The organism is Streptomyces sp. NPDC085524 (assembly GCF_044541755.1).
Lineage (GTDB): Bacteria > Actinomycetota > Actinomycetes > Streptomycetales > Streptomycetaceae > Streptomyces.
The window spans coordinates 17,498-42,896 of record NZ_JBITTH010000018.1 but is presented as its reverse complement, the minus strand read 5'-3'; the positions used below and the strand labels follow the sequence as shown (position 1 = coordinate 42,896).

Below are 25,399 nucleotides of genomic sequence, written 5' to 3'. Positions count from 1 at the left end.
AGCCCGCCCGGCGTTTGAGGACCGGGGCCCGGGGCGGAGCCCCGGGGAACGGTGGAAGGGCGGGGTGGGGAACGGCTCCGCGCAGCGGCACCCGCACACGGCCCGGCTCACGTGAACCGCTCCGGGCGGAACGGGGCGAGGGGCAGCACGGGGTCGGCCCCCGTGAGGGCCGCGGCGAGGAGGAGCCCGGTGGCCGGCGCCAGCCCGATGCCCGCGCCCTCGTGCCCGCAGGCGTGCAGCAGCCCGGGACGGCGCGGGTCCGGGCCGATCGCCGGGAGGTGGTCGGGGAGGTAGGGGCGGAAGCCGTGGTAGGTCCGCAGGACGCGCACGTCCGCCAGGACCGGGAAGAGGGCCGCCGCCTGGGAGGCGAGCCGGCGCAGGGCCTCCGGGGAGAGCGAGCGGTCGAAGCCGACGCGTTCGCGGGTGGCGCCGATGAGGACCGGGCCGGAGGGGGTGCCCTCCACCACCGCGGAGGACTGGAGCGAGGCGGAGCCGCTGGCCACGTCCGCGATGTAGTCGGCGGCGTAGACCTTGTGCCGGACCACCTTCGGCAGCGGTTCGGTCACCAGGACGAAGCCGCGGCGCGGGAGGACCGGCAGCTCCACCCCGGCGAGGTCGGCGATGCGGCCGCCCCAGGTCCCGGCCGCGTTGACGACCGCCGGCGCGAGCAGGTCGCGGCGCGGGGTGCGGACGCCCCGTACCGCGCCCGCGGCGTCCAGCAGGACCTCCGTCACCTCCTCGCCGAGGTGGACCTCGGCGCCGGAGGCGGCCAGCAGGCGGGCCGCCGCCTGGGCCGGCTGGACCTGGGCGTCCTGGGGGTAGTGGAAGCCGCCAGCCAGGCCCGGGGCGAGGTGGGGTTCCAGGTCGTGGAGCGCGTCCGCGGGTACCTCGGCCGACTCGACGCCCGCCTTGCGCTGGCCTTCCGCGAAGGTGCGCAGGGCGTCCATCGCGGCCGGGTCCGAGGCGACCACGAGGCCGCCCTTGGGCTCGTACTCGATCTCCCGGGGGAGGGCGGCCGCGAGTTCGCGCCAGAGGCGGGTGGACAGCAGGGCCAGGTCGAGCTCCGGGCCGGCCTCCTTGTCGGAGACGAGCAGGTTGCCCTCGCCGGCGCCGGTCGTACCGCCCGCGACGGGGCCGCGGTCGACGACCGCCACGGAGAGTCCGGCGCGGGCCGCGTAGTAGGCGCAGGCCGCTCCGACGACGCCGGCGCCGATGATCACGGCGTCCAGGGAGTGTCTCTTGAGCACGACAGTAATATGTCACATTCTTCAGTGGCTGCCCAGACCGGTCCCGCACCCGCATCGGGGCGCGGGACCGGTCCGGGCGGCCGGTGCGGATCAGCTGCGGAGCGGGCCCTCGCAGCTGTAACTCGACGTGCCCGCGACCTTGTTGCTCCAGATCTCCAGCGGACCGAAGGAGCAGTTCATGTCGGCGAGGTTGTTGGAGGCCGCCCCCGCCCGGTCGAGGATGAAGTAGTCGACCGTCTCGGACATGTCCTTGAAGTTCTGGTCGTCGCTGCGCCAGTTCTTCAGGTTCGCGGTGATGCGCCCGGTACAGGTGAAGCGGCGCTTGCCCGGCTCCCCGTTCTCCACGCAGTCCGGGGTGTTGTAGGTCGCCGTGGCGAAGGCCGACTTCACGTTGGCGAGCGCGGAGTCGCGCAGCTGCTCGTTCGGGGTGAAGACGGTGTTCGGCACGTAGAGCTGGTCGACCTTGGCGATCTGCGCGTCCAGGAAGCGGTCGTAGTCGCGCTGGAGGTAGGTGTCCGAGCCCATCCGGTGGCGCCAGGCGTCGTACGCCGCCACGTCGTTGTTCCGTATGTACGTGTACATCTCGCGCAGCAGCGAGGGCTTCTCGGTCCAGAGGAACTCGAAGAACGTGCCCGCGTAGTTGTAGAAGCGGAAGCCGTCGCCGTCGTAGGTGGCGTGCAGGAGCTGGTCGACGCTCATGCGCGGGCCGCCGCCGGCGGTGTCGTTGATGATGCCCCGGACCAGGGACTTGCGGACGGCGATGCCGTTGTCGCGGGTGGCGCCGTCGAAGAACTCGGCGGTGCCCTCGTCCATGGCGGTGGTGCGGTCGCCCTGGTACCAGTCCCCCTGGCCGAAGGTGCCGGGGACGGCGAAGCGGCCGTTGAGGTAGTGCGTGTACTCGTGGCGGAAGAGCTCTTCCAGGGTGAGGGAGGAGTCCTGCGGGACGCGGCGCTGGTAGGTGTAGAAGGTCGCGCCGTTCTCGATGTAGATGCCGCCGTTGTTGGTGCCGTAGCCCGTCAGGATCGGGTGGTAGTTCTCGTAGTCCGCGCGGGAGGCGTAGAGCACGATGTTCAGGGTCGTGTTGGGGTCTCCGGCGAGCGGCTGGTCGGTGCCCAGGACCCGGTGGTACTGCGTCTTGACCTGCTTGCTCGCGTAGTAGAGCTGGTCGACGGTGGCCCGGTCGAGGGCGGTGCGGACCTTGATGGCGCCGTTGTCGTAGGTGTAGGTGTTCGGGAAGAGCTGCTTCTCGATGTCCTCCTTGCAGACCCCGTACGGCTTGCACGCGTTGTAGAAGTTGAGCCAGGAGACGACCTTGGCCCAGGGCTCGGTGCCGAGGCCGCTCTTCACCGGCTCCAGCATCGCGCCGAGGTCGGCGACGACCTGCTCCTGCAGACCCGCGACCTGGCCGAAGCGGCCGTACTCGCCGAGGGCGTCGCGCGCCACCCAGGCGTTGCCCGTGCCCCTGAGGTGGGTGTAGGCCGAGAAGGCCTTGAAGGTCGCCCGGTAGGCCGGGTCTGCGGCGACGGCGGCGTGGAAGGCGGCGTCCTGGTTGCCCGGGTAGACGCCCAGGTAGTTCACGGAGAGGGCGGCCAGGGCGGCGCCCGCCCAGCCGGCGTCGAGGTTGGTGGCCGGGTGGGCCGGGTCCATGGTGGCCAGGACCTTCTTGATGAGGCCCAGCTGGTGCTGGCGCAGGCCGGGCGCACTGCCCGCGTAGAGGGCCTCGCGCAGGGTCCGGGCGTTGGAGGCGGTCACGTCGAAGGTGCGGGCTGCGCCCCCGAAGTCGGCGATGGCCCGGCGCATGGCGTCCACGGTCGGGGCGTCGGTGACGTCGATCTCGGAGCGCGAGTAGTCGTGGTAGGCGACCGCGTGCAGGTAGGTGAACATCTCCTCCAGGTGGGAGGAGTTACGGCCGTCGTGCCCGGCGGCCAGGCTGGATATCCGCCGGGAGACGGCCTGGACGTGGGCGTCCGACATCACCGGGGCCAGGCGTGCGTCCCAGGTCCATATGAGCCCGCGCAGGCATCCGTCGGCCGTGACGGCCTGGTCCGCGAGGAAGTCGGCGAACTGCTCCGGGCCGAGGCTGGTGATCCCGTCGAGGGTGCAGGGGACGCCCGCGGCGACGCTCTTGGCGGTGGGGGCAGCCTGGGCGGTGGCCTTGCGGCTCTTCTCGCTGCGCTCGGAAGGCGCGGTGGCGGCCGTGGCGGCCCCGGGGACCTTCCCCGCGAGGTCCTTCCCGCCGGGGGCCGAGGCGTCGGCGGGGACGTCGCGCTTCGCGTCGGCGACGCGGTCGACCTCGTCGAACGGGTTCGCGGCCGGGGCCCCGCCGGTGAAGGTGCCGGACGCCGCGCCGCCCGCGACGGCTGCGGTCCCGCGGTCCGCGGCCTGGGTGACGGCCTGGCCGGCGGAGGCGAGGAGGGTGACCGTCACGGCGGAGGCGAGAAGGGTCGAACGCACGGTTTTGTGCTTGAACACCGAGGACTCCTGTTTGGGGAGAAGTGGGGGGTGGTGCGTGGGGGGTGGTGCGTGGAATGCCCAGCGCGAACTGCCCTGGGTCACACGGCGTTTGACGGGGATTAACGTGCCGCGGTGTGAGCTGTAACATAGTAATGTGAAATTGCACTGACAAGACCTGTGCGCCCATCAGTTCGCATCTTCTTGAGGGAGCCCTCGTGACCGACACCCCCTCCCGCCTCCACACCGGCAGCCACGACCTGCCCGTGTCACCCGAGTTGTCCCGGTTCATGGCGGGCGACTGGGCCCCCTCCCCGCTGCCCGGCTCCGCGCGCGTGCCCTCGTACGCCGTCACGCCCGCCCGCCGGGCCCGGCTCTCGGCGCTCTTCCCGGGCGAGCGGCTGATCGTCCCGGCCGGCGAGCTGAAGGTCCGCTCCAACGACTGCGACCACCGCTTCCGCCCGCACAGCGCGTACGCCTGGCTGACCGGCCTGACCGGCGAGGACCAGGTGGGCCACGTCCTGGTCATGGAGCCCTCGGGCCCGCACGGACACGAGGCGGTCCTGTACCTGCGGCCGCGCTCCTCGCGCTCTGACGGCACCGAGGAGTTCTACCGGGACCGCCGGTACGGGGAGTTCTGGGTGGGCCGCCGGCCCGACCTGGCCGAGGCGGAACGCCTGACCGGCCTGCGCTGCGCGCACCTGGACGCCCTGGGCTCACCGGCGGGCCGCGACGCCTCCTCCGACACCGCGCTCGCCGCCGCCCTGTCGGAACTGCGCCTGGTGAAGGACGCCTGGGAGGTCGGGCAGCTCCAGCTGGCCGTCGACCACACGACGGCCGGGTTCGAGGACGTCGTACGGGCCCTGCCGCGCGCCCTGGCCCATCCGCGCGGGGAACGCTGGATCGAGGGGGTGTTCGGCCTGCGCGCCCGGGCCGAGGGCAACGGCACGGGGTACGAGACGATCGCGGCGTCGGGCGCCCACGCGTGCGTCCTCCACTGGATCCGCAACGACGGCCGGCTGAACGGGGACGAACTGCTGCTCCTGGACGCGGGCGTGGAGACCGACACCCTGTACACCGCGGACATCACCCGCACCCTCCCCCTGTCGGGCCGCTTCTCCCCCGTCCAGCGGCAGGTGTACGAACTGGTCCTGGCCGCCCAGGACGCAGGGATCGCGGCGCTGCGCCCCGGCGCGAGCTTCCGCGACTTCCACCGGGCGGGCATGCGGGTGATCGCGGAGGGCCTGGCCGACTGGGGCGTCCTCAAGCACGCCGAGGGCGACCTGTACCGGCGCTACACCCTGTGCAGCAGCGGCCACATGCTGGGCCTGGACGTCCACGACTGCGCGAAGGCCCGCTCGGAGACCTACCTGGACGGCGTCCTGGAGGAGGGCCAGGTCCTGACGGTGGAGCCGGGCCTGTACCTCCAGCCGGACGACGAGACCCTCCCGGCGGAACTGCGCGGCATCGGCGTCCGCATCGAGGACGACCTGGTGATCACGGCGGACGGCGCCCACCTGATGTCGGGCGCGCTGCCCCGCACGGTGGCGGGCATCGAGGAGTGGATGGGCCGACTCCTGGAGGGCTAGACCGTCTCGGTGGGCGGGGCGCGGAGGGAGCGAGGGCTCCGGGCCGTCACACCGCAGACCGCCCGTTCACTCCTTCGAGCGGAACTCCCGTTCGGCATCCGAAAGGTCGTCGTGAACGACTGGCACGATGCGTGAGCAAATGAGCCCTTTGCTCTGCACCCGCGCCTGTTCGGGTGCACCGAGCGGGGTTTCGCGTGCACGTGGGAGGCAGAATGCCGAATTCCACCCGCCGGTCCACCCGCCGGTCCACCCGACGGTCCGCCCGATCGCCCGTCCGACAACGCCTGGCCGCGGTCGCCGCAACGCTCGGCCTGCTGCTACCCGGCCTGTGGCTGGCACCCGGGCTGCCGGGGCCCGCGCATGCCGCCGATCCTCCGCCGGTGTCCTTCGACGTCACGGTCAGCCTGGACTGGTTCGAACGGTTCGAGGTGCCGGACTTCGGCCTCGACGAGGAGGGCGAGTTCTTTCCGGAGGTGCGGATCGCGGACCACGGGCTGCTGCACGGCCGGATCGTCTCCGACGACGCCTTCCACGCCAGCACCATTCCGAATCCGTGGGTCTTCACCGAGCGGGTCACCCTGGCCGAGGGCCAGACCACGTTCCCGGTCGGGATCCAGATCAAGGACGACGACGGAGGCACCAACTTCGCGGGTGACCGGATGGACATCAGCCCGCAGAACCAGGACATCGACCTCAACCTCACCTACAACGCGCTCAACGACACCTGGACCGGCGACTCGCTCGCGTACGGGTTCATCCCTCCGGACCCGCCGTGCTACGACCGCCAGGGGAACCCGCAGGGCCAGGTCTGCTTCGTCGGGGACGGCGACCCCAACTTCCCCAACGCCGGCGACGGCAAGCGGGCCGAGGTGGGCGTGACCATCACCACCAGCCGTCACAGTGACGCCGACGGGGACGGGATCGCCGACCGGTACGAGCGCTTCGGCGTGCGCAACCCGGACAACTCGATGGCCGTCGACCTGCCGGCCTTCGGGGCCAACCCGTTGCACAAGGACGTGTTCCTGGAAATGGACTACTCGGAGGGCAAGGCACCGACGCACGAGCAGGTCGAGGCCGTCCGGCACGCCTTCGAGCTCGCCCCCCTGCCCAATCCCGAGGGCGGGGACGGCATCAACCTGCACGTCGACTCGGGCGGTCTGTGGGACAAGAAGGCCATGGAGGGGCCGCCCAAGGGCACCTGCACCGACGGAGTGGACAACGACGGGGAGAAGGGTACGGACGGCGCCGAGGAGTACGACTGCTACTTCCGCGACATCGGCGTCGAGGCCTTCAAGGCCAATTGCGACAACGGCACCGACGACGACGGGGACGGCAAGAAGGACTTCGAGGACCCGGACTGCATCGTGGGCGAGAACCTGGGCGGCGGCAATCAGATCGCGTTCCCGCTGGGCAACTGCAACCTCGACCAGGCGTACGCGGACTCGAAGGCCCGCAATCATCAGCTCCTGCGCACGAAGGTGTTCAACTACGTCCTCTACACGACCAAGGATCTCGACACGGACGGCACCGGTCCCGACACCGGCTGCGACGGCGGCGGCTGGGGCGGCGGAATCAACATCGTCCTCTACGACACGAGGGCCGCGGGGCTCATGCACGAGCTGGGCCACAACCTCGGGCTCGACCACGGCGGCAACGAGAAGCACAACTGCAAACCCAACTACGTGAGCGTCATGAACTACAACCTCACCAACGGCATCCCACGCCGGGGTGGCGGGGTGATCGTCGACTTCTCGCCGGCCCGCATCACGACGGACGGCAGGCCGCCCGCCCCAGACCTGCCGGGCCGTTCCAAGGCCCCACTGGACCCGCTCAAGGAGGACGACCTCCACGAGAGCCGGGTGCTCGACCCGCGCGACACCGCCAACCAATTCGTCTTCGCCGACGGCGCGGGAAAGAGGCGCACCACCCCACTGAACGAGAACCCCGACTGGAACGGCGACAACCCGAAGGGCTTCGGCGACGACGGTGACGCCCGCCAGATCGTCAACATCGACGACGGCACGAACATCGGTGTCCCCGACTGCGAGAACACCACGACAAGCGGACCCGAGCTCACCGGCCACGACGACTGGAGCCTGGTCAAGGCCTACATGCCGAACCGCTTCCCGAGGCCCGGCAGCGCGCCGCCCGTGAGCGAGGGCCCGCCCCTCCCGAGCAGCGAGGAGGCCGCGCAGATCCAGGCCCTGAACAACACCACCGACCTCGCCCTGACCATGGCCGACGCGCCGGATCCGGTCGCCGCGGGCGAGCGCCTGACCTGGACGGTCGGCGTGGCCAACAACGGCCCCAACTCCTCCACCTCCACCCAGGTCACCACCGAGCTGCCCGCCGACGTCACCGACGCGTCCGCCACCGGCCCCTGCCTGGTCTCCGGCCGCACCGTCACCTGCAACCTGAGCGAGGTGCCGCAAGGGGCGAGCAGGCAGTACACGATCAGCGCCCGGGTCCCCGCGGACCTGGTCTACCGCAACGGCGGACCCAAGACGATCAGCGCCACCTCGACCGTGGTCAACCGCGTCGGCCCGGACGCGCAGCCGGCCGACAACACCGCCTCCGCGGACACGAGGGTCATCGCCAAGGCCGACGTGAGCATCACCGGGACCCGTGCCACCAGCCCGCTGGAGGTGCTCATCGGCGAGCCCGGCTCGGCCTCGCTGGAGGTGACCGTCGCCAATGCCGGGCCGTCCACCCCGATCGACACCCGGCTGACCACCACGGCCACCGCGGACGCAGGCGTGACCGTCACCCCGGCGACCGCGACCGTCCAGCAGACGGCCCTGAGCGTGGGCACGCCGCAGAAGGCCGCCTACACCGCGCAGCTGGCGTGCACGTCGCCCGGTCTCAAGCGGGTACGGCTCGACTCCACGCTGGCGTTGAAGAACGCCGAGGACGTCGATCCGAACCCGGCGAACAACACCGCTTCCACCTCGTTCCAGATCGACTGCGTGGTGCCGATCGCGATCAACGTCCGCCCCGGCGGCTTCCCTAACTCCATCAACCTCAACACCGACGCCACACTGGCCGCGCTGACCACCCGGGCCGGCGAGTACGGCCTGCCGCTGCCCTTCAGCGCGACGGCCATCGACGTGGCGCAGACCTACTGGGGCCTGCGGGAGCGGCTGTTCAACACCGCCACCCCCGCCGGAGCCAGGGAGACGCACGGCATCGGTCACCCCGCCGACTCCTACGAGCTGGACGAGCGCACCCGGGACCGCGACACCGACCTGGTGATGCACTTCAAGCCGAGCGAGTCGGGGCTCACCCTCGGCTCGACCCGCGCCTGTCTGAAGGGCAAGTACCGGGCCGCCCCCGGCGGGCCGGTGTACACCTTCCTGGGCTGCGATTCCGTCAGGGTCGTGAACTGACGCAGAGGTCCGACGCAGTGATCTGACGCAGTGATTCGACGCAAGGCCCCGCCGGTCCGGTCGGCGGGGCCTTCGTGCGGGGCGGGCTACGGGAGGACCGCGAAGCCGTCGAGTTCGACCAGCGCCTGCTCGTCCCAGAGGCGGACCGCGCCGATGACCGCCATCGCGGGGTAGTCGCGGCCCGCCAACCGCCGCCAGATGCGGCCCAGTTCGGCTGCGTGCACCCGGTACGCCGCCACGTCCACCGCGTACACCGTGACCCTGGCCAGGTCCGCCGGGGAGCCGCCCGCCGCGGCCAGGGCCGTCAGGAGGTTGGCCAGCGCCACTTCGAACTGCTCGACCAGGCCCTCCCCGACCACCTTGCCCCCGCCGTCCAGCGCGGTCTGGCCGGCCAGGAACACCAGCCGTGAGCCGGTCGCCACCACGGCGTGGGAGAAGCCCGTCGCCGGCGAGAGCTCCGCCGGGTTGATCCGCTCCGGGGTCATCCGGCCGCCACCGCCCGGTAGAGCTCCTTCGCGATGATCGAACGCTGCACCTCGCTCGCCCCCTCGTAGATCCTCGGCGCCCGCACCTCCCGGTAGAGGTGTTCCAGCAGGTGGCCCCGCTGGAGCGCGACCGCGCCGTGCAGTTGGACCGCGTGGTCCACGACGTACTGGGCCGTCTCGGTGGCCAGCAGCTTCGCCATCGCCGCCCGGCGCGGTACGTCGCCCGCTCCCCCGTCGTGCGCCCCGGCCGCCGCGTACACCAGCAGCCGGGCCGCCTCCGTGCGGGTGGCCATCTCCGCCACCCGGTGCGCGACCGCCTGGAGGTCGCTCAGCGTCCCGCCGAAGGCGGTGCGGCCCGCCGTGTGGGCGAGGGTGGCGTCCAGTGCGGCCCGGGCCATGCCCACCGCGAAGGCGCCGACGCTGGGCCGGAAGAGGTTCAGGGTGTCCATCGCGACGCGGAAGCCCCGGCCGGGTTCGCCGAGGAGGTCCTCCGGGCCGACCGGGACCCCGTCGAAGGCGAGGGCGCCGATGGGGTGCGGGGAGAGCATCTCCAGGGCCTCGCCGGACAGTCCGGGCCGGTCGGCGGGGACCAGGAAGGCGGAGACCCCCTTCGACCCCGGCCCCTCACCCGTCCGGGCGAACACGGTGTAGAAATCGGCCTCCGGGGCGTTGGAGATCCAGCGCTTCTCGCCGCTCAGCACCCAGCCGCTCCCGGCGGCCGGGGCCGCCGCCAGCTCCAGCGCCGCCGCGTCCGAGCCCGCACCGGGCTCGCTCAGCGCGAACGCGGCCACCGCCCGGCCCGCGCGCACCTGCGGCAGCCACCGCTCGCGCTGTCCGGCGCTGCCCGCCCGCAGTACGGGATACGCCCCGAGCCCCTGGAGCGCGAGCGCCGTCTCGGCCTCCGTGCAACCGTAGGCGAGCGACTCCCGGAGCAGGCACAGCTCCAGCGCGCCCGCCGTGAACACCCGTTCCAGGAGGCCCAGCTCCCCCAGGGCGGCCAGCAGCGGCCGGTTGACCCGGCCCGGCTCCCCCTTCTCGGCCAGCGGCCGCAGCCGCTCGGCCGACAGTGCGCGCAACTGCCCGCACCACTCCTCCTGGTCCACCCCGAGCGCGAATCCGTTCATCCGAACATCCCCGCTTCTATCGCGTCCTGTTGACTGCCGTCACCATCACGATACGCTCGTCACGGTGACCGCACGGCCCGCTCCACCCCACCCGGGACCGTCGCAAGGGGGCGAACCCGCCTTGGACCTGAAGCCATCCGCTCACACCGACACTTTTGCCCGCGACCACCTGCCACCCGCGGACGCGTGGCCGGAACTCCTCTTCGAGCTGCCCGAACTGGCCTACCCCGACCGCCTCAACTGCGGGGCCGAACTGCTCGACGCCACCATCGCCCGGTTCGGGCCCGAGGCCCCCGGCCGGCCCGCCTTCCGCAGCGGTTCGGGCGAGGTGTGGACGTACGGGGACCTGCGCGAGCGCGTGGACCGGCTCGCCCACGTGCTCACCGCCGACCTCGGCGTCGTCCCCGGCAACCGGGTGCTGCTGCGCGGGCCCACCGGCCCCTGGCTCGCCGCCTGCTGGCTCGCGGTGATGAAGGCGGGCGCGGTGGCGGTGACCGTACTGCCGCAACAGCGCGCGCAGGAGCTGGCCACGGTGTGCTCGATGGCCCGGGTGCAGTTCGCGCTGTGCCACGCGGGCGTGCTGGACGACCTGGTCAAGGCGGAGGTTCCGGGGCTGCGGATCACCGCGTACGGGGGCGGGGCCGAGGACGACCTGCTCCGGCTGGCCGAGAGACACACGGAACCCTTCGAGGCCGCCCCGACCTCCGCCGACGACGTGGCCCTGATCGCCTTCACCTCCGGCACCACGGGGCGGCCGAAGGGCTGCATGCACTTCCACCGGGACCTGCTCGCCGTGGCCGACACCTTCTCCCGGAGCGTGCTGCGCCCGCACCCCGACGACGTCTTCGCGGGCAGCCCGCCGCTCGGCTTCACCTTCGGCCTCGGTGGGCTGGTCGTCTTCCCGCTGCGGGCCGGCGCCAGCGCGCTGCTGCTGGAGGACGCGGTGCCGCGCCGGCTGCTGCCCGCGCTCGCCGAGCACCGGGTGACGGTGCTGTTCACGGCGCCCACCGCCTACCGGGCGATGCTGGACGCGCTGGGCCCGTACCACGTGGGCATGTACGACCTCTCGGCGCTGCGACGCTGCGTCTCGGCCGGGGAGAACCTGCCCGCCGCGACCTGGCAGGCCTGGTACGAGCGCACGGGCCTGCGGATCATCAACGGCATCGGGGCGACCGAGCTGCTGCACATCTTCATCTCGGCCGCCGACGGGGACGTCCGGCCCGGGACCACCGGCCGGGTGGTCCCGGGCTGGCAGGCGCGGGTGGTGGACGAGTCCGGCCGGCCCGTCCCGGACGACGAGCCGGGGCTGCTGGCCGTGCGCGGCCCGGTGGGCTGCCGCTACCTGGCCGACCCGCGCCAGGCCGAGTACGTACGGGACGGCTGGAACCTGACCGGGGACACCTACGTCCGCGACCCGGACGGCTACTTCCGCTACGTCGCCCGCGCCGACGACATGATCATCTCGTCGGGCTACAACATCGCCGGCCCGGAGGTGGAGGAGGCCCTGCTGCGCCACCCGGACGTGGCCGAGGCCGCCGTGGTGGGACGCCCGGACGAGCGACGCGGGCAGATCGTGGTGGCGTACACCGTGCCGCGCCAGGGCGCCACCCTGACCGAGGAGGCGTTGCGCGCCTTCATGCGGGCCGAGCTGGCCCCGCACAAGTGCCCGCGCGCCTTCGTCTTCCTCTCCGAGCTGCCCCGGACCGGCACCGGCAAGCTGCAACGCTTCCGGCTGCGCGATCTAGCATGAACCCGTGGCCGAGCAGCACACCCCGCGATCTCTGATCGTCACGTTCTACGGCGCCTACGGGCGGGCCTTCGAGGGGCCGGTCCCGGTGTCCGCGCTGATCCGCCTGCTGGGCGCGGCCGGCGTGGACGCCCCGTCGGTCCGCTCGTCGGTGTCCCGGCTGAAGCGGCGCGGCTTCCTGCTGCCCGAGCGCGCCGCGGACGGCTCGGCCGCTTACGGGCTCTCCGAGGAGGCGCAGCAGCTGCTGGACGACGGGGACCGGCGCATCTACGGCAGCCCGGAGACCTCCGACGAGTGGCTGGTGGCGGTGTTCTCCGTCCCTGAGCAGGAGCGGAGCAAGCGGCACCTGCTGCGCTCGCGGCTGGCCCGGCTCGGTTTCGGCTCGGTGGCGCCGGGCGTGTGGATCGCCCCGGCCCGGCTCGCGGAGGAGACCGCGCACGCGCTGGAGCGGCTGCGGCTGACGCCGTACGTGGAGCTGTTCCGCGGCGCCCACCTCGGTTTCGCCCCGACGGCGGAGGCAGTGGCCCGCTGGTGGGACCTGGCGGCCCTGGCCAAGCAGCACGAGGAGTTCCTCGACCGGCACGGACCCGCCCTGCGCGCCCTCCGGTCGGGGCCGGAGCCGACCCCGGAGGAGGCCTACCGCGGCTACCTGCCGGCCCTGGACAGCTGGCGCCGGCTCCCGTACGCGGACCCGGGCCTGCCCCGCGACCTGCTTCCGGCGGACTGGCCGGGCGACCGCGCCGCGGCCGTCTTCGCCGAACTGCACGCACGCCTGTGGGAGCGGAGCGCGCTGTTCGCGCAACCGTGAGGGGCCGTGAGACGTCGAGCAGGTATGACGCCACGCGCTGCGCGCCCCGCCCCGAAGAAGCCCTCCTTCAGGAAGCGCTGCCTCACGCTGGGCCCGGCCGGGCTCGTCGGCTCCGCGGCGGGCTTCGCGGCCATCACCCTGGCCTCCCGCTCCCGCGAGTACTGCCACGCCGGCGCGGATGCGGGCGGCCGCATGGAGCTGTCGCTCACGCTCCTGCCGCTGGCCGTGGTCTTCGGCGTGGTGGCCCTGCTCGTGGCCTTCCTCCTGGACCGGCAGCCCGTGGCACTGCAGCTGGGCACGGTCCTGGTCGTGCTGGCCGGTCTGACGGTGCTGTACTTCGCCGTGCGCGGCACCCTCGCCGGGTACCCCGGGGACCTGGCGAAGTGCGGGCCGGACAACGTGCCGCCGTGGTGGCCGGGTTGGCTGCCCGCATGAGGAGCACCGGGTGCGCGCGGGCCGGGGGACTCCGGGTGCCCGCGTGAGGAGGTCCGGCGGCGCGCGGGGCGCGGAAATCCGGGTGCACGCGGTCCGCGCGGCCCGCCAGGATGTGCCATGACTTGGACCTTCAGCCCAGACCTCGACGCCTACCTCGCCGCGGCGGGCCCGGCGGTGGCCGCGCAGCCCGTCTCCAACACCCTCCTGCTCACCGTCGCCGACGCGCTGGAACGGCGCGGGCCGCACGCCTACGGAGAGGCCGATCCGGTCTTCGGCTGGTGGACCGGGGCCGACGGGGCGGTCTCCGGGGCCCTGCTGTGCACGCCGCCCCATCCGCTGCAGCTCGGCGCGCTGCCCGAGGAGGCGGTGCTCGCGCTCGGGTCCGCCCTGACGACCGAGCCGCTGCTCGCCGGGGTGGACGGCATCAGCGCCCGGCGCCGTGACACGGACACGCTGGCGGCGGCGTGGGGACGGCCGTCCCGCCTCGCCGAGGAGAACCGCCTCTACCGGCTGGCCGGGCTCGTCGACCCGGATCCCGCCCCAGCCGGGCGGTCCAGGCCCGCCACCGAGGAGGACCTTCCGCTGCTGCTGGAGTGGGTCGCGGCCTTCGACGAGGAGCTGGGCCAGCCGGGCACCGGCTCCGAAGCCGGCCTGCGCGACCGGCTCTCGTACGGCGGGGTCCTGCTCTGGGAGGATGCCGGGGTGCCCGTCTCACTCGCTTCCTTCAGCCGCCCGATCGGCTCCGCCGCCCGCATCGGGTCGGTCTACACCCCGCCCGCGGTCCGTGGCCGCGGCTACGCCGCCGGGGTCACGCACGCGGCGAGCGAAGCGGCGTACGCGGCCGGCGCCTCCGAGGTGCTGCTCTTCACGGACCTGGCCAACCCGACGAGCAACGGCGTCTACCTGCGCCTGGGCTACACGCCCGTCGAGGACCGGGCCGAGGTGGTCGCGGCATGAGCACGCCCGCCGAGCCGGACGAACCGGTGGAACCGCTGGAACCGCTGGAACCGCTCTGGATGCTGGTGGCGAACGTGGTGGAGTGGCGCCGCTGCGGTGAGGGCGGCCAGGGACAGCGCCCGGGCACGAAGACCTTCAAGGGCGGCGCCAAGCTGTACGTCTACGGTTTCGCGGACGGCCGGGACGTGTGCAGGGTCGTGGGCCGGCCCCGGAACTCACCGCGTTACGTCGAGGGGTACGTCCACACCCGCCATCTGCACACGTTCCGCACGAAGTTCGTCCGCAGCCCGGCCGTGCTCCGGGCCACCGAGTGGTCCCACTTCTGGGGCGCTACGGGCGAGGCGGACGCGGCGCAGGCGGCTCCGTACATGGAGCGCCACGCCGGGGCGCTGCGCTCCGAGCGCTGGCTCGACTGGCACCACCCCCGGCCGTGCCTGTGCCACGAGTGCCTCAACCCCGGCCGGTAGGCGGTTTGCGGCTGCCCGCCCGGTAGGGGGCGGGCCAGGGTGCGGCCGGGCCCTCGTAGGACTGGTCGGCAGCTGCGTGCAGGGTCCAGTGCGGGTCGTAGAGGTGGGGGCGGCCCAGCGCGCAGAGGTCGGCGCGGCCCGCCAGGAGCAGGGAGTTGACGTCGTCCCAGGAGGAGATGGCGCCGACGGCGATGACGGGGACGCCGAGGGAGTTGCGGATCCGGTCGGCGTACGGGGTCTGGTACGAGCGCCCGTACTCGGGGGTCTCGTCCGCGACCACCTGCCCGGTGGACACGTCGATCGCGTCGGCTCCGTGCTCCACGAAGGCGGCCGCGATCCGCACCGCCTCCTCGGGCGTGGTGCCGCCGGGCGCCCAGTCGGTGGCGGAGAGGCGGACGGTCATCGGGCGGTCCCCGGGCCAGACGGCGCGGACCGCGTCGAAGACCTCGAGCGGGAAGCGCAGCCGGTTCTCCAGCGGCCCGCCGTAGGCGTCGTCGCGGCGGTTGGTGAGGGGCGAGAGGAACCCGGAGAGCAGGTAGCCGTGGGCGCAGTGCAGTTCCAGCAGGTCGAAGCCGCTGTCGGCGGCGCGGACCGCGGCGGCCGCGAACTCCGAGCGCAGCGCCGCCAGGTCCGCTTCGGCGAGGGCGCGCGGGACGGCCGAGACGCCCGGCCGGTACGGCAGCGCGGAGGCGGCGACCAGAGGCCAGTTGCCCTCGGGGAGGGGGTCGTCCATGCCCTCCCACATGAGCCGGGTCGAGCCCTTGCGGCCGGCGTGCCCGAGCTGGACGCCGAGGGCGGTGCCGGGGGCGGAGGTGTGGACGAAGTCGGCGATGCGCTTCCAGGCGGTGGCCTGCTCCTGGGTCCACAGGCCGGCGCAGCCGGGGGTGATGCGGCCCTCCTCGCTGACGCAGACCATCTCGGTCATCACCAGCCCCGCGCCGCCGAGGGCGCGGGCGCCGAGGTGGACGAGGTGGAAGTCCCCCGGCACGCCCCCGTCGGCCGAGTACATGTCCATCGGGGAGACCACGACCCGGTTGCGCAGGGTCAGGCCCCGCAGCCGCAGCGGGGTGAACATCGGCGGGGTGTCCTCGTCCGGGCAGCCGAAGTCCCGTTCCACGGCCCGGGTGAACCGCTCGTCGCGCAGCCGCAGGTTGTCGTGGGTGACGCGGCGGCTGCGGGTGAGGAGGTTGAAGGCGAACTGCCGGGCGGGCTGGCCGACGTACCCCTCGATCTCCTCGAACCAGCGCATGCTGGCGGCGGCCGCGCGCTGGGTGCTGGCGACGGCGGGGCGCCGCTCGGCCTCGTAGGCGGCGAGGGCGTCCGGTACGCCGGGGTGGGCGCGCACCGCTTCGGCGAGGGCGAGGGCGTCCTCCACGGCGAGTTTGGTGCCGGAGCCGATGGAGAAGTGCGCGGTGTGCGCCGCGTCGCCGAGCAGGACCACGTTGCCGTGCGACCAGTGCTCGTTGACGACGGTGCGGAACTGCGTCCACGCGGAGCGGTTCCCGCGCAGCGGCCGCCCCTGCAGGGCCTCGCTGAAGGTCTTGGCGCAGCGGGCGGCGGACTCGGTCTCGTCGCACAGGTCGAAGCCGGCCGCCCGCCACACCTCTTCGCGCATCTCGACGATGACCGTGGAGGAGTCGGCCGAGTAGGGGTAGGCGTGCAGCTGCACGACCCCGTGCTCGGTCTCGGCGATCTCGAAGCGGAAGGCCTCGAAGGCGAAGTCGGCGGCGAGCCAGATGTAGCGGCAGCGCCCCGGCGTCACGGACGGCCGGTAGTGCGCCGCCCCGGCCTCGCGGACGGCGCTGTGCACCCCGTCGGCCGCGACCACCAGGTCGTACGAGGCGGAGAGCGCGGCGGGGTCGGGGGCCTGCGTCCGGAACCGGAGCCGGACGCCGAGCCCCGCACAGCGTTCGTGCAGGATCTCCAGGAGCCGGCGCCGGCCGATGGCGGCGAAGCCGTGGCCGCCGGAGGTCAGGAGCCGGCCCCGGTGCACGACGTCCACGTCGTCCCAGCGCACGAACTCCGCGCCGAGGGCGGCGTGGACGACGGTGTCCGCCCGCTCGATGCCCCCGAGGGTCTCGTCGGAGAGCACCACGCCGAAGCCGAAGGTGTCGTCGGGGGCGCCCCGCTCCCAGAGCTCGACGGTGTGCCCCTGCCGGGCCAGCAGCGCGGCCGCGTAGAGGCCGCCGGGGCCCCCGCCGACGACGGCCACCCGCATGGCGGCTACCTCCCCTGCCACTGCGGCGGCCGCTTCCCGGTGAAGGCGGCGTGGAACTCGGCGTAGTCCCTGCCGTTCATCAGCAGGGCCTGGGTGGCGGCGTCCAGCTCCACCGACGCGGCGAGCGGCATGTCGAGTTCGGCGGTGAGCAGGGCCTTGGTCTGTGCGTAGGCGAGTACGGGGCCCGAGGCCAGGTGCAGCGCGAGCTCGCCCGCCCGTACGAGGGACTTGCCCTCTTCGGTGAGCTCGCTGAGCAGGCCGATCCGCTCGGCCTCGGCGGCGCGTACGGGCTCTCCGAGCATCAGCAGCCGGGTGGCGTGGCCGAGGCCGACGACCCGGGGCAGCAGGTAGGCGGCGCCCATGTCCCCGCCGGAGAGGCCGACGCGGGTGAAGAGGAAGGCGAAGCGGGCGGTGGGGTCGGCGATGCGGAAGTCCGCGGCGAGCGCGAGGACGGCTCCGGCCCCGGCGGCCACCCCGTGCACGGCGGCGATCACCGGGAAGGGGCATTCGCGGATGGCGCGCACGACCTGACCGGTCATCCGGTTGAAGTCGAGGAGCTGGGCGGTGTCCATGGCGAGGGTGGCGCCGATGATCTCGTCCACGTCTCCGCCGGAGCAGAAGCCGCGTCCCTCTCCGCCGAGCACGAGGGCGCGCACGGAACGGTCGCGGGAGAGTTCGGCGAGCAGATCGCGCAGGTCGGCGTAGGCGCCGAAGGTGAGCGCGTTCAGCTTCTCGGGACGGTCGAAGGTGACGGTGGCGACGCCGTCCTGCCGGGTCAGCCGGAGGTGGTGCCACCGTTCGGTCGCTGCTGTGGAACCGGTGAAGGGGCTCACCCTCCCGACGGTATCACCGGATCCTGACTGCCGTCATAGAAACGCGACACGACACGCGACCGCCCGGCGATCTGACGGCGCGCCGGGACGACCACCACCCCGACCCCTGGCAGGAGCACGGCCGCGGCCTGCTGCTGATCCGCGCCCTCAGCTCCGCCTGCGGTCACCGCCGTACCGCGCGCGGCAAGGCGGTGTGGTTCACCCCGCCCGCGCGCGTATGACCATGCGCCAGGTTTCCGACCGGGCGCAGCATCCCGGTCAGGCGGCAGGCTTCGGCTTGGCCATCGTGGCCACGAGTACGGCCTTGATGGTGTGCAGCCGGTTCTCGGCCTCGTCGAAGACGATGGAGTGCTCCGACTCGAACACCTCGTCCGTCACCTCGAGCGATTCCAGCCCGTGGCTCTCGTGGATCTCCCGGGCCACCTTGGTCCCGAGGTCGTGGAAGGCCGGCAGGCAGTGCATGAACTTCACGTCCGGATTCCCGGTGGCCCGCAGCACGTCCGTGGTGACGGCGTACGGGGACAGGGCGGCGATCCGCTCGTCCCAGACCTCCTTGGGCTCGCCCATCGACACCCAGATGTCCGTCAGGACGAAGTCGGCCTGGGCGACCCCCTCCGCGATCTCCTCGGTCAGGGTGATCCGCGCACCGCTCTCCGCGGCCAGCCTGCGCGCCTCGGCCACCACCGGCTCGGTCGGCCAGTAGGCCTTCGGCGCGACGATCCGCACGTCCATGCCCAGCAGTGCACCCGTCACCAGGTACGAGTTGCCCATGTTGAAGCGGGCGTCGCCGAGGTAGGCGAAGGAGATACGCTCCAGCGGCTTGGTGCTGTGCTCGGTCATGGTGAGGACGTCGGCCAGCATCTGGGTGGGGTGCCAGTCGTCGGTGAGGCCGTTGAAGACGGGTACGCCGGCGAAGGCGGCGAGCTCCTCCACGGTGTCCTGACTGTCGCCCCGGTACTCGATCGCGTCGAACATCCGGCCCAGCACCCGGGCGGTGTCCCGGACCGACTCCTTGTGCCCCATCTGGGAACCCGAGGGGTCCAGGTAGGTGGTGTGGGCGCCCTGGTCGGCGGCGGCGACCTCGAAGGCGCAGCGGGTGCGCGTCGAGGTCTTCTCGAAGATCAGGCAGATGTTCCTGCCCTGGAGCTGGCGCTGCTCGATCCCGGCCTTCTTGGCCGCCTTCAGGTCGGCGGCGAGCTCGACCAGACCGCGGAACTCGGCGGCGGTGAAGTCGAGCTCCTTGAGGAAACTGCGGCCGGTGAGGTCGGTGGCCATGGGGATCGCTCCAGCGTCACGGTGACAGGGGATGTTGGAAGTCTATACGATCCTCTGTATTGATATACAGAAACGTGATCGCCGCCTCACCGAGTCGTGCAGCCGCCGGGCGGGCCCGCTCAGGCCACCGCGTCCCGCTCGACCGGGCAGCTCATGCAGCGCGGCCCCCCTCGGCCGCGGCCCAGCTCGCTGCCCGGGATCTCGATGACCTCGATGCCCTCCTTGCGCAGGTGGGTGTTGGTCGTCACGTTCCGCTCGTACGCGACCACCACCCCCGGCTCCACGGCCAGCACGTTGCACCCGTCGTCCCACTGCTCGCGCTCCGCCGAGTGCACGTCCTGGGTCGCCGTCAGCACCCGGATGGAATCGAGGCCGAGGGCCGCCGCGATCGCCCGGTGCATGTGCTCGGCCGGATGGTCGGTCACCTTCAGCTCGCCCGGACCGTCGCCCGGCTCGATCGTGTACGAGCGGAGCATGCCGAGCCCCGCGTACTGAGTGAACGTATCTCCATCGACCATGGTCATCACGGTGTCCAGGTGCATGAAGGCCCGCCGCTTCGGCATGTCGAGGGCCACGATGCTGCGCGCCGAACCGGCGGCGAACAGGCCCCGCGCCAGCATCTCCACCGCCTGCGGGGTGGTCCGCTCGCTCATCCCGATCAGCACCGCGCCGTTGCCGATGACCAGGACGTCGCCGCCCTCGATCGTCGAGGGGTAGTCCGCCTGCCCCTGCGACCAGTAGTGGAAGGCCCCGGAGGAGGTGAACAGCGGGTGGTGGCGGTAGATCGCCTCGAAGTGCACGGTCTCGCGCTGCCGGGCCGGCCAGCGCATCGCGTTGATGGACACCCCGTCGTAGATCCAGGCCGAGGTGTCCCGGGTGAAGAGGTGGTTGGGCAGCGGCCCCAGCAGGAAGCCGTCCAGGTCCAGCGCGTGGAAGCGCACCGACAGCGGCTCCGCGTGCCGTTCCAGGTACTCGCGCTTGGTCATCCCGCCGACCAGCGCCTCCGCCAGCTCGGCCGAGGACAGCCCGTCGAAGTCCGCCCGCAGGTGGTCGGTGGCGAGCGGCCCGTACTCCTTCTCGTCGAAGACCCGGTCCAGTACGAGATGCCTCGCCTCCGGGATGTCCAGCGCTTCGACCAGCAGGTCCTCGAAGAGGTGGACGGCCACACCCCGGTCGCGCAGCACGTCCGCGAAGCCGTCGTGCTCCTGCCGGGCCCGGCGCACCCACAGCACGTCGTCGAAGAGGAGCGCGTCCTTGTTGCTCGGTGTGAGCCGCTTCAGCTCCAGGTCGGGCCGGTGGAGGATGACGCGGCGAAGCCGCCCGGTCTCGGAGTCGACATGGAATCCCATGCCGTACACGTTCCCAGACGGGGCGGCTTTGACCCGGCGTCGGCTCAGCGGACCGGGGTGAGACCGAGCAGCGCCGTCGGCGCGCCCACGAGCTCCGGGGCGACCACGCCCAACTTGGGCAGCGTGACGTCCGGCAGACCGTAGTTCGCGGCGTTCGGCATGGTCAGCGGGGAGCCGACGACCGCACCGGGGGTGTGGGCGCGCATGTCCGTGTCGGGGGCCGTCAGGGACCCCTCGCCGTCCGTCGCCGGGTCGCCCAGCACGTTCGGAACCGGCGTGGAGACGAGGGTCCGGCCGAGCTCGGTGCTGAGCGGGACCGTCGGGAGCAGCGGGGTCGGAAGCATGTCCCCCACGTGCTGGACCGGCGTCTCGGGCGCTCCGACGACCGGCACCGGGATCCCGGTGGCCACGCGCGGGGTGTCCACGCCCAGCGTGGTCCTGACGGCGTCCAGGGGGACGCCGACCGGCACCGAGTCGGCGACGGCCGGGGTGGCAGCGCCGGCCGCGGCCATACAGGTCATGAGCGCCGCAATGCTTCCGCGCGCGGTCATCTTCATAGGTGACGTTCCGTCCTTCCAAGGTCGCGGACATTCCGCTGCCCTGGATGAACGATCCCGCCGGGTGGTTTCCCGGCGTTCTCGACGAAAGTTCCCCCATACGACCTAAAGAGCGGCCGCCCGGAGGTCGCGGCTTGACGCCCCGGGCGGCCGCCGGCAGGTGCCTTCGGAACGTGCCTGCGGTGCTCCGGTGTCAGAGCCGGGGGTCGACCGGCTCCGACTCCAGGGCGAGCACCGCGAAGACGGCCTCGTGCACCCGCCACAGCGGCTCCTCGGCGGCCAGCCGGTCCAGTGCCTCCAGACCGAGCGCGTACTCGCGCAGGGCGAGCGAGCGCTTGTGCCCGAGGAAGCGCTGGCGCAGCCTCTCCAGCTGGTCCGGACGGGTGTACTCCGGGCCGTAGATGATCCGCAGGTACTCGCGGCCGCGCACCTTGACGCCGGGCTGCACGAGGCGGCCCTTGGCGTCCCGGGCGTAGGCCTGGAGCGGCTTGACCACCATGCCCTCGCCGCCTGCGGCCGTCAGCTCCAGCCACCAGTCGGTGCCGGCCCGTACGGAAGCCTCGTCCGCGGTGTCCACGAGGATCCGGCCGGTGCGGCGCAGCAGCCCCGTGCCCGCCGCCTCGTCCGCGGCGACCAGCCGGTCCAGCCAGAACAGCTGCTCGTCGTGGGGTACGGCGGCCAGCGAACGCCCGGCCGCCGCCAGCAGCTGGAAGGGCGCGAAACGTACGCCGTCCAGCCCGTCGGTGGTCCAGCAGTAGCGCCGGTACGCCTCGGTGAAGGCCGCCGCGTCGGCGGCCCGGCCGCGCTGGCGCTCCAGCAGCTCCCCGGTGTCGACGCCCCGGGCGGCGGCCGCCTCGAGGGCGGCGAGCGCACTCGGGAAGACGGCGCCGGAGGCCGCGCCCACGGCGGCGTACTGGTTGCGCAGCAGACCGGTGGACTTCAGCGACCAGGGCAGCAGTTCCCCGTCGATCAGCAGCCAGTCCGTGCCGAGCTCCTCCCAGAGGCCGGCATCGGTGACGGCCGAGCGGAGCCGGGTCAGGACCTCCTCGGTGACCTCCGGGTCCTTGAAGAACGGCCGCCCGGTGCGGGTGTAGACGGAGCCGGTGGGCCCTCCCCCACAGCCTTCGGCGTGGGAGGTGCCCCCGACGCCGAAGCGCTCGCGGGCCGCGTCGGCGTCCTTGCAGACCAGGACGGTGGCGCGGGAGCCCATGTGCTTCTCCTCGCACACGACCTGGGCGATGCCGTCCTTGCGGTACTGGGCGAAGGCCTCGGCGGGGTGCTCGAGGTACCCCTCTTCCCTGGACGTCTCGGTCGGCGCCATGGTCGGCGGCAGGTACGGCACGAGGCGCGGGTCCACCGCGAAACGGCTCATGACCTCCAGGGCCGCGGCCGCGTTCTCCTCGCGCACGTTGACGTTGCCCAGGTGCCGGGTCTCGACGACCCTGCGCCCCTGCACGTCGGCCAGGTCGAGCGGGCGGACGCCGCGTGACGAATCCGACGCAGCACCGCCGGGCGCCTCGGCGGCGAGCGGCCTGACCGGCTCGTACCAGACCTTCTCGGCCGGTACGTCGACCAGTTCGCGCTCGGGCCAGCGCAGGGCGGTCATCTTCCCGCCGAAGACCGCGCCGGTGTCCAGGCAGATCGTGTTGTTGATCCACGCGGTGTTCGGGACCGGGGTGTGGCCGTAGACCACGACGGCCTTGCCGCGGTAGTCCTCGGCCCACGGGTAGCGCACGGGCAGCCCGAACTCGTCCGTCTCGCCGGTGGTCTCCCCGTACAGGGCGTGCGAGCGGACCCGGCCGGAGGTGCGGCCGTGGTACTTCTCGGGCAGGCCCGCGTGGCAGACCACCAGCCTGCCGCCGTCGAGCACGTAGTGGCTGACGAGGCCGCGGATGAACTCCCGTACCTCGCGGACGAACTCCTCCGGTTCCTGCTCCAGCTGCTCGATGGTCTCGGCGAGCCCGTGGGTCCGCTGGACCTTGGAGCCCTTGAGGTACCGGCCGAGCTTGTTCTCGTGGTTCCCGGGCACGCACAGGGCGTTGCCGGACTTCACCATCCCCATCACGCGGCGCAGGACGCCCGGGCTGTCGGGGCCCCGGTCGACGAGGTCGCCGACGAAGACGGCGGTGCGGCCCTCGGGGTGGACCCCGTCCTCGTAGCCGAGCTTGGCGAGGAGGGTCTCCAGCTCGGAGGAGCAGCCGTGGATGTCACCGACGATGTCGAAGGGGCCGGTGAGGTGGGTGAGGTCGTTGAAGCGCTTCTCGAGCACCACCTCGGCGCTCTCGGCCTCCTCCACGGAGCGCAGCACGTGCACCTTGCGGAATCCCTCGCGCTCCAGACCGCGCAGGGAGCGCCGCAGGTCGCGGCGGTGGCGCTGGATGACGGCACGGGGAAGTCCGGCCCGGTCGGGGCGGGCGGCGTTGCGCTCGGCACAGACCTGTTCGGGCATGTCGAGCACGATGGCGATGGGCAGTACGTCGTGCTCGCGGGCGAGCTGGACCAGGCTGCGGCGGGCGTCGGCCTGGACGCTCGTCGCGTCGACGACGGTCAGGCGCCCCGCGGCGAGCCTCTTGCCGGCGATGAAGTGCAGGACGTCGAAGGCGTCCCGGCTGGCGCTCTGGTCGTTCTCGTCGTCGGAGACGAGCCCCCGGCAGTAGTCGGAGGAGATGACCTCGGTCGGCTTGAAGTGCTTGCGGGCGAAGGTGGACTTGCCCGATCCGGTGGCCCCGATCAGGACGACGAGGGACAGATCGGTGACGGGAAGTACACGGTGCTTCCCGGTGCCGGTGCCGGCCTCGATGTCGGTATCGGTGTCGATCTCGGTGGTCATGCTGCCTCGCCCTCCTTCGGGGTCTCGGTGGTGGTGATGTCGGTGGTGGTGCTGTCGGAGTCGGTGTCGGTGTCGGCCTGGGTGAAGACGGCCATCTGGGTCGGCGGCCCGACCTCGGGGTCGTCGTCGCCGACGGCGACGAACTCGACGCCGTACCCGTACCGGCTCGCGACGCCGTCGGCCCAGGCGCGGAACTCCGCGCGGGTCCACTCGAAGCGGTGGTCGCCGTGGCGGACCTGCCCGGCGGGCAGCGTCTCCCAGCGGACGTTGTACTCGACGTTCGGTGTGGTCACGAGCACGGTCCGGGGGCGGGCCGAGCCGAACACCGCGTACTCCAGGGCGGGCAGCCGCTCGAGGTCCAGGTGCTCGATGACCTCGCTGAGCACGGCCGCGTCGTAGCCGGCCAGCCGCTTGTCGGTGTAGGCGAGCGAACCCTGCAGGAGCGTGACGCGCGAGCTCTGCCGCTCCCCCATCCGCTCCAGCCGCAGCCGCTTGGCCGCCATGTTGAGGGCCCGCACGGACACGTCCATGCCGACGATCTCGGTGAACGACACCTCCTTGAGGAGGGCCTGCACCAACTGCCCCTGCCCGCAGCCGAGGTCGAGCACGCGTGCGGCGCCCGCGCCCCGCAGGGCGGCGAGGATCGCCTCCCGCCGCTGCACGGCGAGCGGCACGGACCGCTCCGCGACCTCGTCGTCGACGGCGTTGTCGATCTCCTCGACCTCGCTGCCGTCGGCCTCGGCGAGGCGCACCAGCTCCAGGCGCTCCAGCGCGTCCTGGGTCAGCCGCTTGTGGCGGGCCAGGTAGCGGGAGCTGATCAGCCCGTGCTCGGGGTGGGAGGCGAGCCATCCGTCTCCGGCGCGCAGCAGCTTGTCGACCTCGTCGGGGGCGATCCAGTAGTGCTTGGCGTCGTCGAGGACGGGCAGCAGCACGTACAGCTGCCGCAGGGCGTCGGCGAGCCTGAGCTCGCCTTCCAGTACGAGGCGCACGTACCGGGAGTCCCCCCACTCGGGGAACTGCTCGTCGAGCGGTACGGGCTCCACGTCCACGAGGTCCCAGCCCAGCGGGTCGAACAGCCGGTGCACGAGCGCCGCGCCGCCGCGTGCGGGCAGCACGGGAATCTCCACGCGCAGCGGCCTCCGCTCCTCGGGCAGCTCGGGGCGCGCGGTGCACTGGCCCTTCAGGGCGCTGCGGAACACCCCGCTGAGCGCGACGGCGAGCAGCGAGGAGGCGGCGTACGGGCGGTCGTTGACGTACTGCGCGAGCGCCGCATCGGGAGCCCCGCCCCGCCCCTTGCCCTGCCCGCGCCGCACGAGCGCGACGGGATCCACCTCCAGCAGCAGGGCCGCCGTGCACCGCTCGGCCGTGGCCTCGGGATAGAAGACGTGGGCAGTGCCGTGGGAGGTGGAGAACGCCTGCGTCCTGCCGGGATGCTTGTGCAGCAGGAAGCCCAGGTCGGTCGCGGGTCGTTCAGGGGTACCGGTGGTGGAGATCGTCAGGAACACACGAGCGAGTATCTGTCGCCGGCTCCGACCGGACCAACGTGTTTTACGCACCGGAGCTGCTGCGACGGGGACTCTCATTTCCCGTACACGAACGGTCACTCTTTGACATCCTGCTCGGGCTTGTACAACGTTCATC

General features: G+C 72.5%; 18 protein-coding genes and 1 pseudogene. 8 read left to right on the top strand and 11 right to left on the bottom strand.

Features of this window, described 5'->3' with window-relative positions; genetic code table 11:
* Positions 1-107 precede the first annotated feature (107 nt).
* Entirely contained in the window at positions 108-1,247 is a 1,140-nt protein-coding gene (locus tag ACIGFK_RS26155; RefSeq protein WP_400053782.1) for an NAD(P)/FAD-dependent oxidoreductase, read from the bottom strand.
* Between the two features lie 90 nt (positions 1,248-1,337).
* The gene (locus ACIGFK_RS26150) at positions 1,338-3,719 is read right to left on the bottom strand and encodes a collagenase (protein WP_400053780.1); all 2,382 of its coding nucleotides are present in this window, start codon (positions 3,717-3,719) and stop codon (positions 1,338-1,340) included.
* A 197-nt stretch (positions 3,720-3,916) separates the two neighbouring features.
* Between ACIGFK_RS26150 and ACIGFK_RS26145 the strand changes: the two genes are divergently transcribed.
* Positions 3,917-5,287, top strand: coding sequence for an aminopeptidase P family protein (locus tag ACIGFK_RS26145; RefSeq protein WP_400053778.1), 1,371 nt, complete (start codon positions 3,917-3,919; stop codon positions 5,285-5,287).
* A 380-nt stretch (positions 5,288-5,667) separates the two neighbouring features.
* Positions 5,668-8,673: a hypothetical protein gene (locus tag ACIGFK_RS26140; RefSeq protein WP_376658013.1), complete on the top strand. Its 3,006-nt coding sequence runs from the start codon at positions 5,668-5,670 to the stop codon at positions 8,671-8,673.
* A gap of 86 nt (positions 8,674-8,759) precedes the next feature.
* On the opposite strand, the gene ACIGFK_RS26135 is transcribed toward ACIGFK_RS26140, so the two are convergent.
* Both ACIGFK_RS26135 and ACIGFK_RS26130 read right to left on the bottom strand, forming a co-directional pair.
* Positions 8,760-9,158, bottom strand: a complete 399-nt coding sequence (locus tag ACIGFK_RS26135) for a RidA family protein (protein WP_376658012.1) — start codon at positions 9,156-9,158, stop codon at positions 8,760-8,762.
* Positions 9,155-10,282, bottom strand: a complete 1,128-nt coding sequence (locus tag ACIGFK_RS26130) for an acyl-CoA dehydrogenase family protein (RefSeq protein ID WP_400053776.1) — start codon at positions 10,280-10,282, stop codon at positions 9,155-9,157. The genes ACIGFK_RS26135 and ACIGFK_RS26130 overlap by 4 nt, the downstream gene beginning before the upstream one ends.
* Positions 10,283-10,403: 121 nt before the next feature.
* On the opposite strand from ACIGFK_RS26130, the gene ACIGFK_RS26125 reads away from it, so the two are divergent.
* The 5 genes from ACIGFK_RS26125 to ACIGFK_RS26105 all read left to right on the top strand — a co-directional run bounded on the left by ACIGFK_RS26125 (position 10,404) and on the right by ACIGFK_RS26105 (position 14,696).
* Positions 10,404-12,032 (top strand): AMP-binding protein, encoded by a 1,629-nt coding sequence (locus ACIGFK_RS26125; RefSeq protein WP_400053774.1) that lies wholly within the window; start codon positions 10,404-10,406, stop codon positions 12,030-12,032.
* Positions 12,033-12,036: 4 nt separating this feature from the next.
* A complete protein-coding gene (locus tag ACIGFK_RS26120; protein ID WP_376658009.1) occupies positions 12,037-12,837 on the top strand; it encodes a PaaX family transcriptional regulator C-terminal domain-containing protein in 801 nt (266 codons plus the stop codon).
* Between the two features lie 24 nt (positions 12,838-12,861).
* On the top strand, positions 12,862-13,272 hold the full coding sequence (locus tag ACIGFK_RS26115) for a hypothetical protein (RefSeq protein ID WP_376658008.1): 411 nt from the start codon (positions 12,862-12,864) through the stop codon (positions 13,270-13,272).
* A gap of 117 nt (positions 13,273-13,389) precedes the next feature.
* Positions 13,390-14,229, top strand: coding sequence for a GNAT family N-acetyltransferase (locus ACIGFK_RS26110; RefSeq protein WP_376658007.1), 840 nt, complete (start codon positions 13,390-13,392; stop codon positions 14,227-14,229).
* Positions 14,226-14,696: a hypothetical protein gene (locus ACIGFK_RS26105; protein WP_376658006.1), complete on the top strand. Its 471-nt coding sequence runs from the start codon at positions 14,226-14,228 to the stop codon at positions 14,694-14,696. Before ACIGFK_RS26110 ends, ACIGFK_RS26105 begins: the two co-directional genes overlap by 4 nt.
* On the opposite strand, the gene ACIGFK_RS26100 is transcribed toward ACIGFK_RS26105, so the two are convergent.
* Both ACIGFK_RS26100 and ACIGFK_RS26095 read right to left on the bottom strand, forming a co-directional pair.
* Positions 14,680-16,914 (bottom strand): bifunctional salicylyl-CoA 5-hydroxylase/oxidoreductase, encoded by a 2,235-nt coding sequence (locus tag ACIGFK_RS26100; protein ID WP_376658015.1) that lies wholly within the window; start codon positions 16,912-16,914, stop codon positions 14,680-14,682. The two genes, ACIGFK_RS26105 and ACIGFK_RS26100, sit on opposite strands and share 17 nt — an antisense overlap.
* Before the next feature lie 5 nt (positions 16,915-16,919).
* Positions 16,920-17,747 (bottom strand): enoyl-CoA hydratase family protein, encoded by an 828-nt coding sequence (locus ACIGFK_RS26095; protein ID WP_400053770.1) that lies wholly within the window; start codon positions 17,745-17,747, stop codon positions 16,920-16,922.
* A 47-nt stretch (positions 17,748-17,794) separates the two neighbouring features.
* Here ACIGFK_RS26095 and ACIGFK_RS26090 point away from each other — a divergent pair.
* Positions 17,795-17,968: pseudogene (locus tag ACIGFK_RS26090) on the top strand (ATP-binding protein); the annotation flags it as partial.
* A 37-nt stretch (positions 17,969-18,005) separates the two neighbouring features.
* Here ACIGFK_RS26090 and argF read toward each other — a convergent pair.
* The 5 genes from argF to ACIGFK_RS26065 form a co-directional block, all read right to left on the bottom strand.
* Positions 18,006-19,022 carry an ornithine carbamoyltransferase gene (gene argF / locus ACIGFK_RS26085; protein ID WP_376658004.1) on the bottom strand — a complete coding sequence of 339 codons (1,017 nt, stop codon included), beginning with the start codon at positions 19,020-19,022 and terminating at the stop codon, positions 18,006-18,008.
* Positions 19,023-19,141: 119 nt separating this feature from the next.
* Positions 19,142-20,371, bottom strand: coding sequence for an arginine deiminase (locus ACIGFK_RS26080; RefSeq protein WP_376658003.1), 1,230 nt, complete (start codon positions 20,369-20,371; stop codon positions 19,142-19,144).
* Between the two features lie 44 nt (positions 20,372-20,415).
* On the bottom strand, positions 20,416-20,922 hold the full coding sequence (locus tag ACIGFK_RS26075) for a hypothetical protein (RefSeq protein WP_376658002.1): 507 nt from the start codon (positions 20,920-20,922) through the stop codon (positions 20,416-20,418).
* 199 nt (positions 20,923-21,121) lie between these two features.
* Positions 21,122-23,758, bottom strand: coding sequence for a polynucleotide kinase-phosphatase (locus ACIGFK_RS26070; protein WP_400053768.1), 2,637 nt, complete (start codon positions 23,756-23,758; stop codon positions 21,122-21,124).
* Complete coding sequence (locus ACIGFK_RS26065; protein ID WP_400053766.1) at positions 23,755-25,263, bottom strand: 3' terminal RNA ribose 2'-O-methyltransferase Hen1; 1,509 nt, start codon at positions 25,261-25,263, stop codon at positions 23,755-23,757. The genes ACIGFK_RS26070 and ACIGFK_RS26065 overlap by 4 nt, the downstream gene beginning before the upstream one ends.
* Between the last annotated feature and the right edge of the window lie 136 nt (positions 25,264-25,399).

Coding starts and splice junctions, on each gene's coding strand:
- ACIGFK_RS26110 (WP_376658007.1), top strand. CDS start 13,390: ATGACTTGGACCTTCAGCCCAGACCTCGACGCCTACCTCGCCGCGGCG.
- ACIGFK_RS26100 (WP_376658015.1), bottom strand. CDS start 16,914: ATGCGGGTGGCCGTCGTCGGCGGGGGCCCCGGCGGCCTCTACGCGGCC.
- argF (WP_376658004.1), bottom strand. CDS start 19,022: ATGGCCACCGACCTCACCGGCCGCAGTTTCCTCAAGGAGCTCGACTTC.
- ACIGFK_RS26105 (WP_376658006.1), top strand. CDS start 14,226: ATGAGCACGCCCGCCGAGCCGGACGAACCGGTGGAACCGCTGGAACCG.
- ACIGFK_RS26115 (WP_376658008.1), top strand. CDS start 12,862: ATGACGCCACGCGCTGCGCGCCCCGCCCCGAAGAAGCCCTCCTTCAGG.
- ACIGFK_RS26070 (WP_400053768.1), bottom strand. CDS start 23,758: ATGACCACCGAGATCGACACCGATACCGACATCGAGGCCGGCACCGGC.
- ACIGFK_RS26135 (WP_376658012.1), bottom strand. CDS start 9,158: ATGACCCCGGAGCGGATCAACCCGGCGGAGCTCTCGCCGGCGACGGGC.
- ACIGFK_RS26075 (WP_376658002.1), bottom strand. CDS start 20,922: ATGACCGCGCGCGGAAGCATTGCGGCGCTCATGACCTGTATGGCCGCG.
- ACIGFK_RS26130 (WP_400053776.1), bottom strand. CDS start 10,282: ATGAACGGATTCGCGCTCGGGGTGGACCAGGAGGAGTGGTGCGGGCAG.
- ACIGFK_RS26080 (WP_376658003.1), bottom strand. CDS start 20,371: ATGGGATTCCATGTCGACTCCGAGACCGGGCGGCTTCGCCGCGTCATC.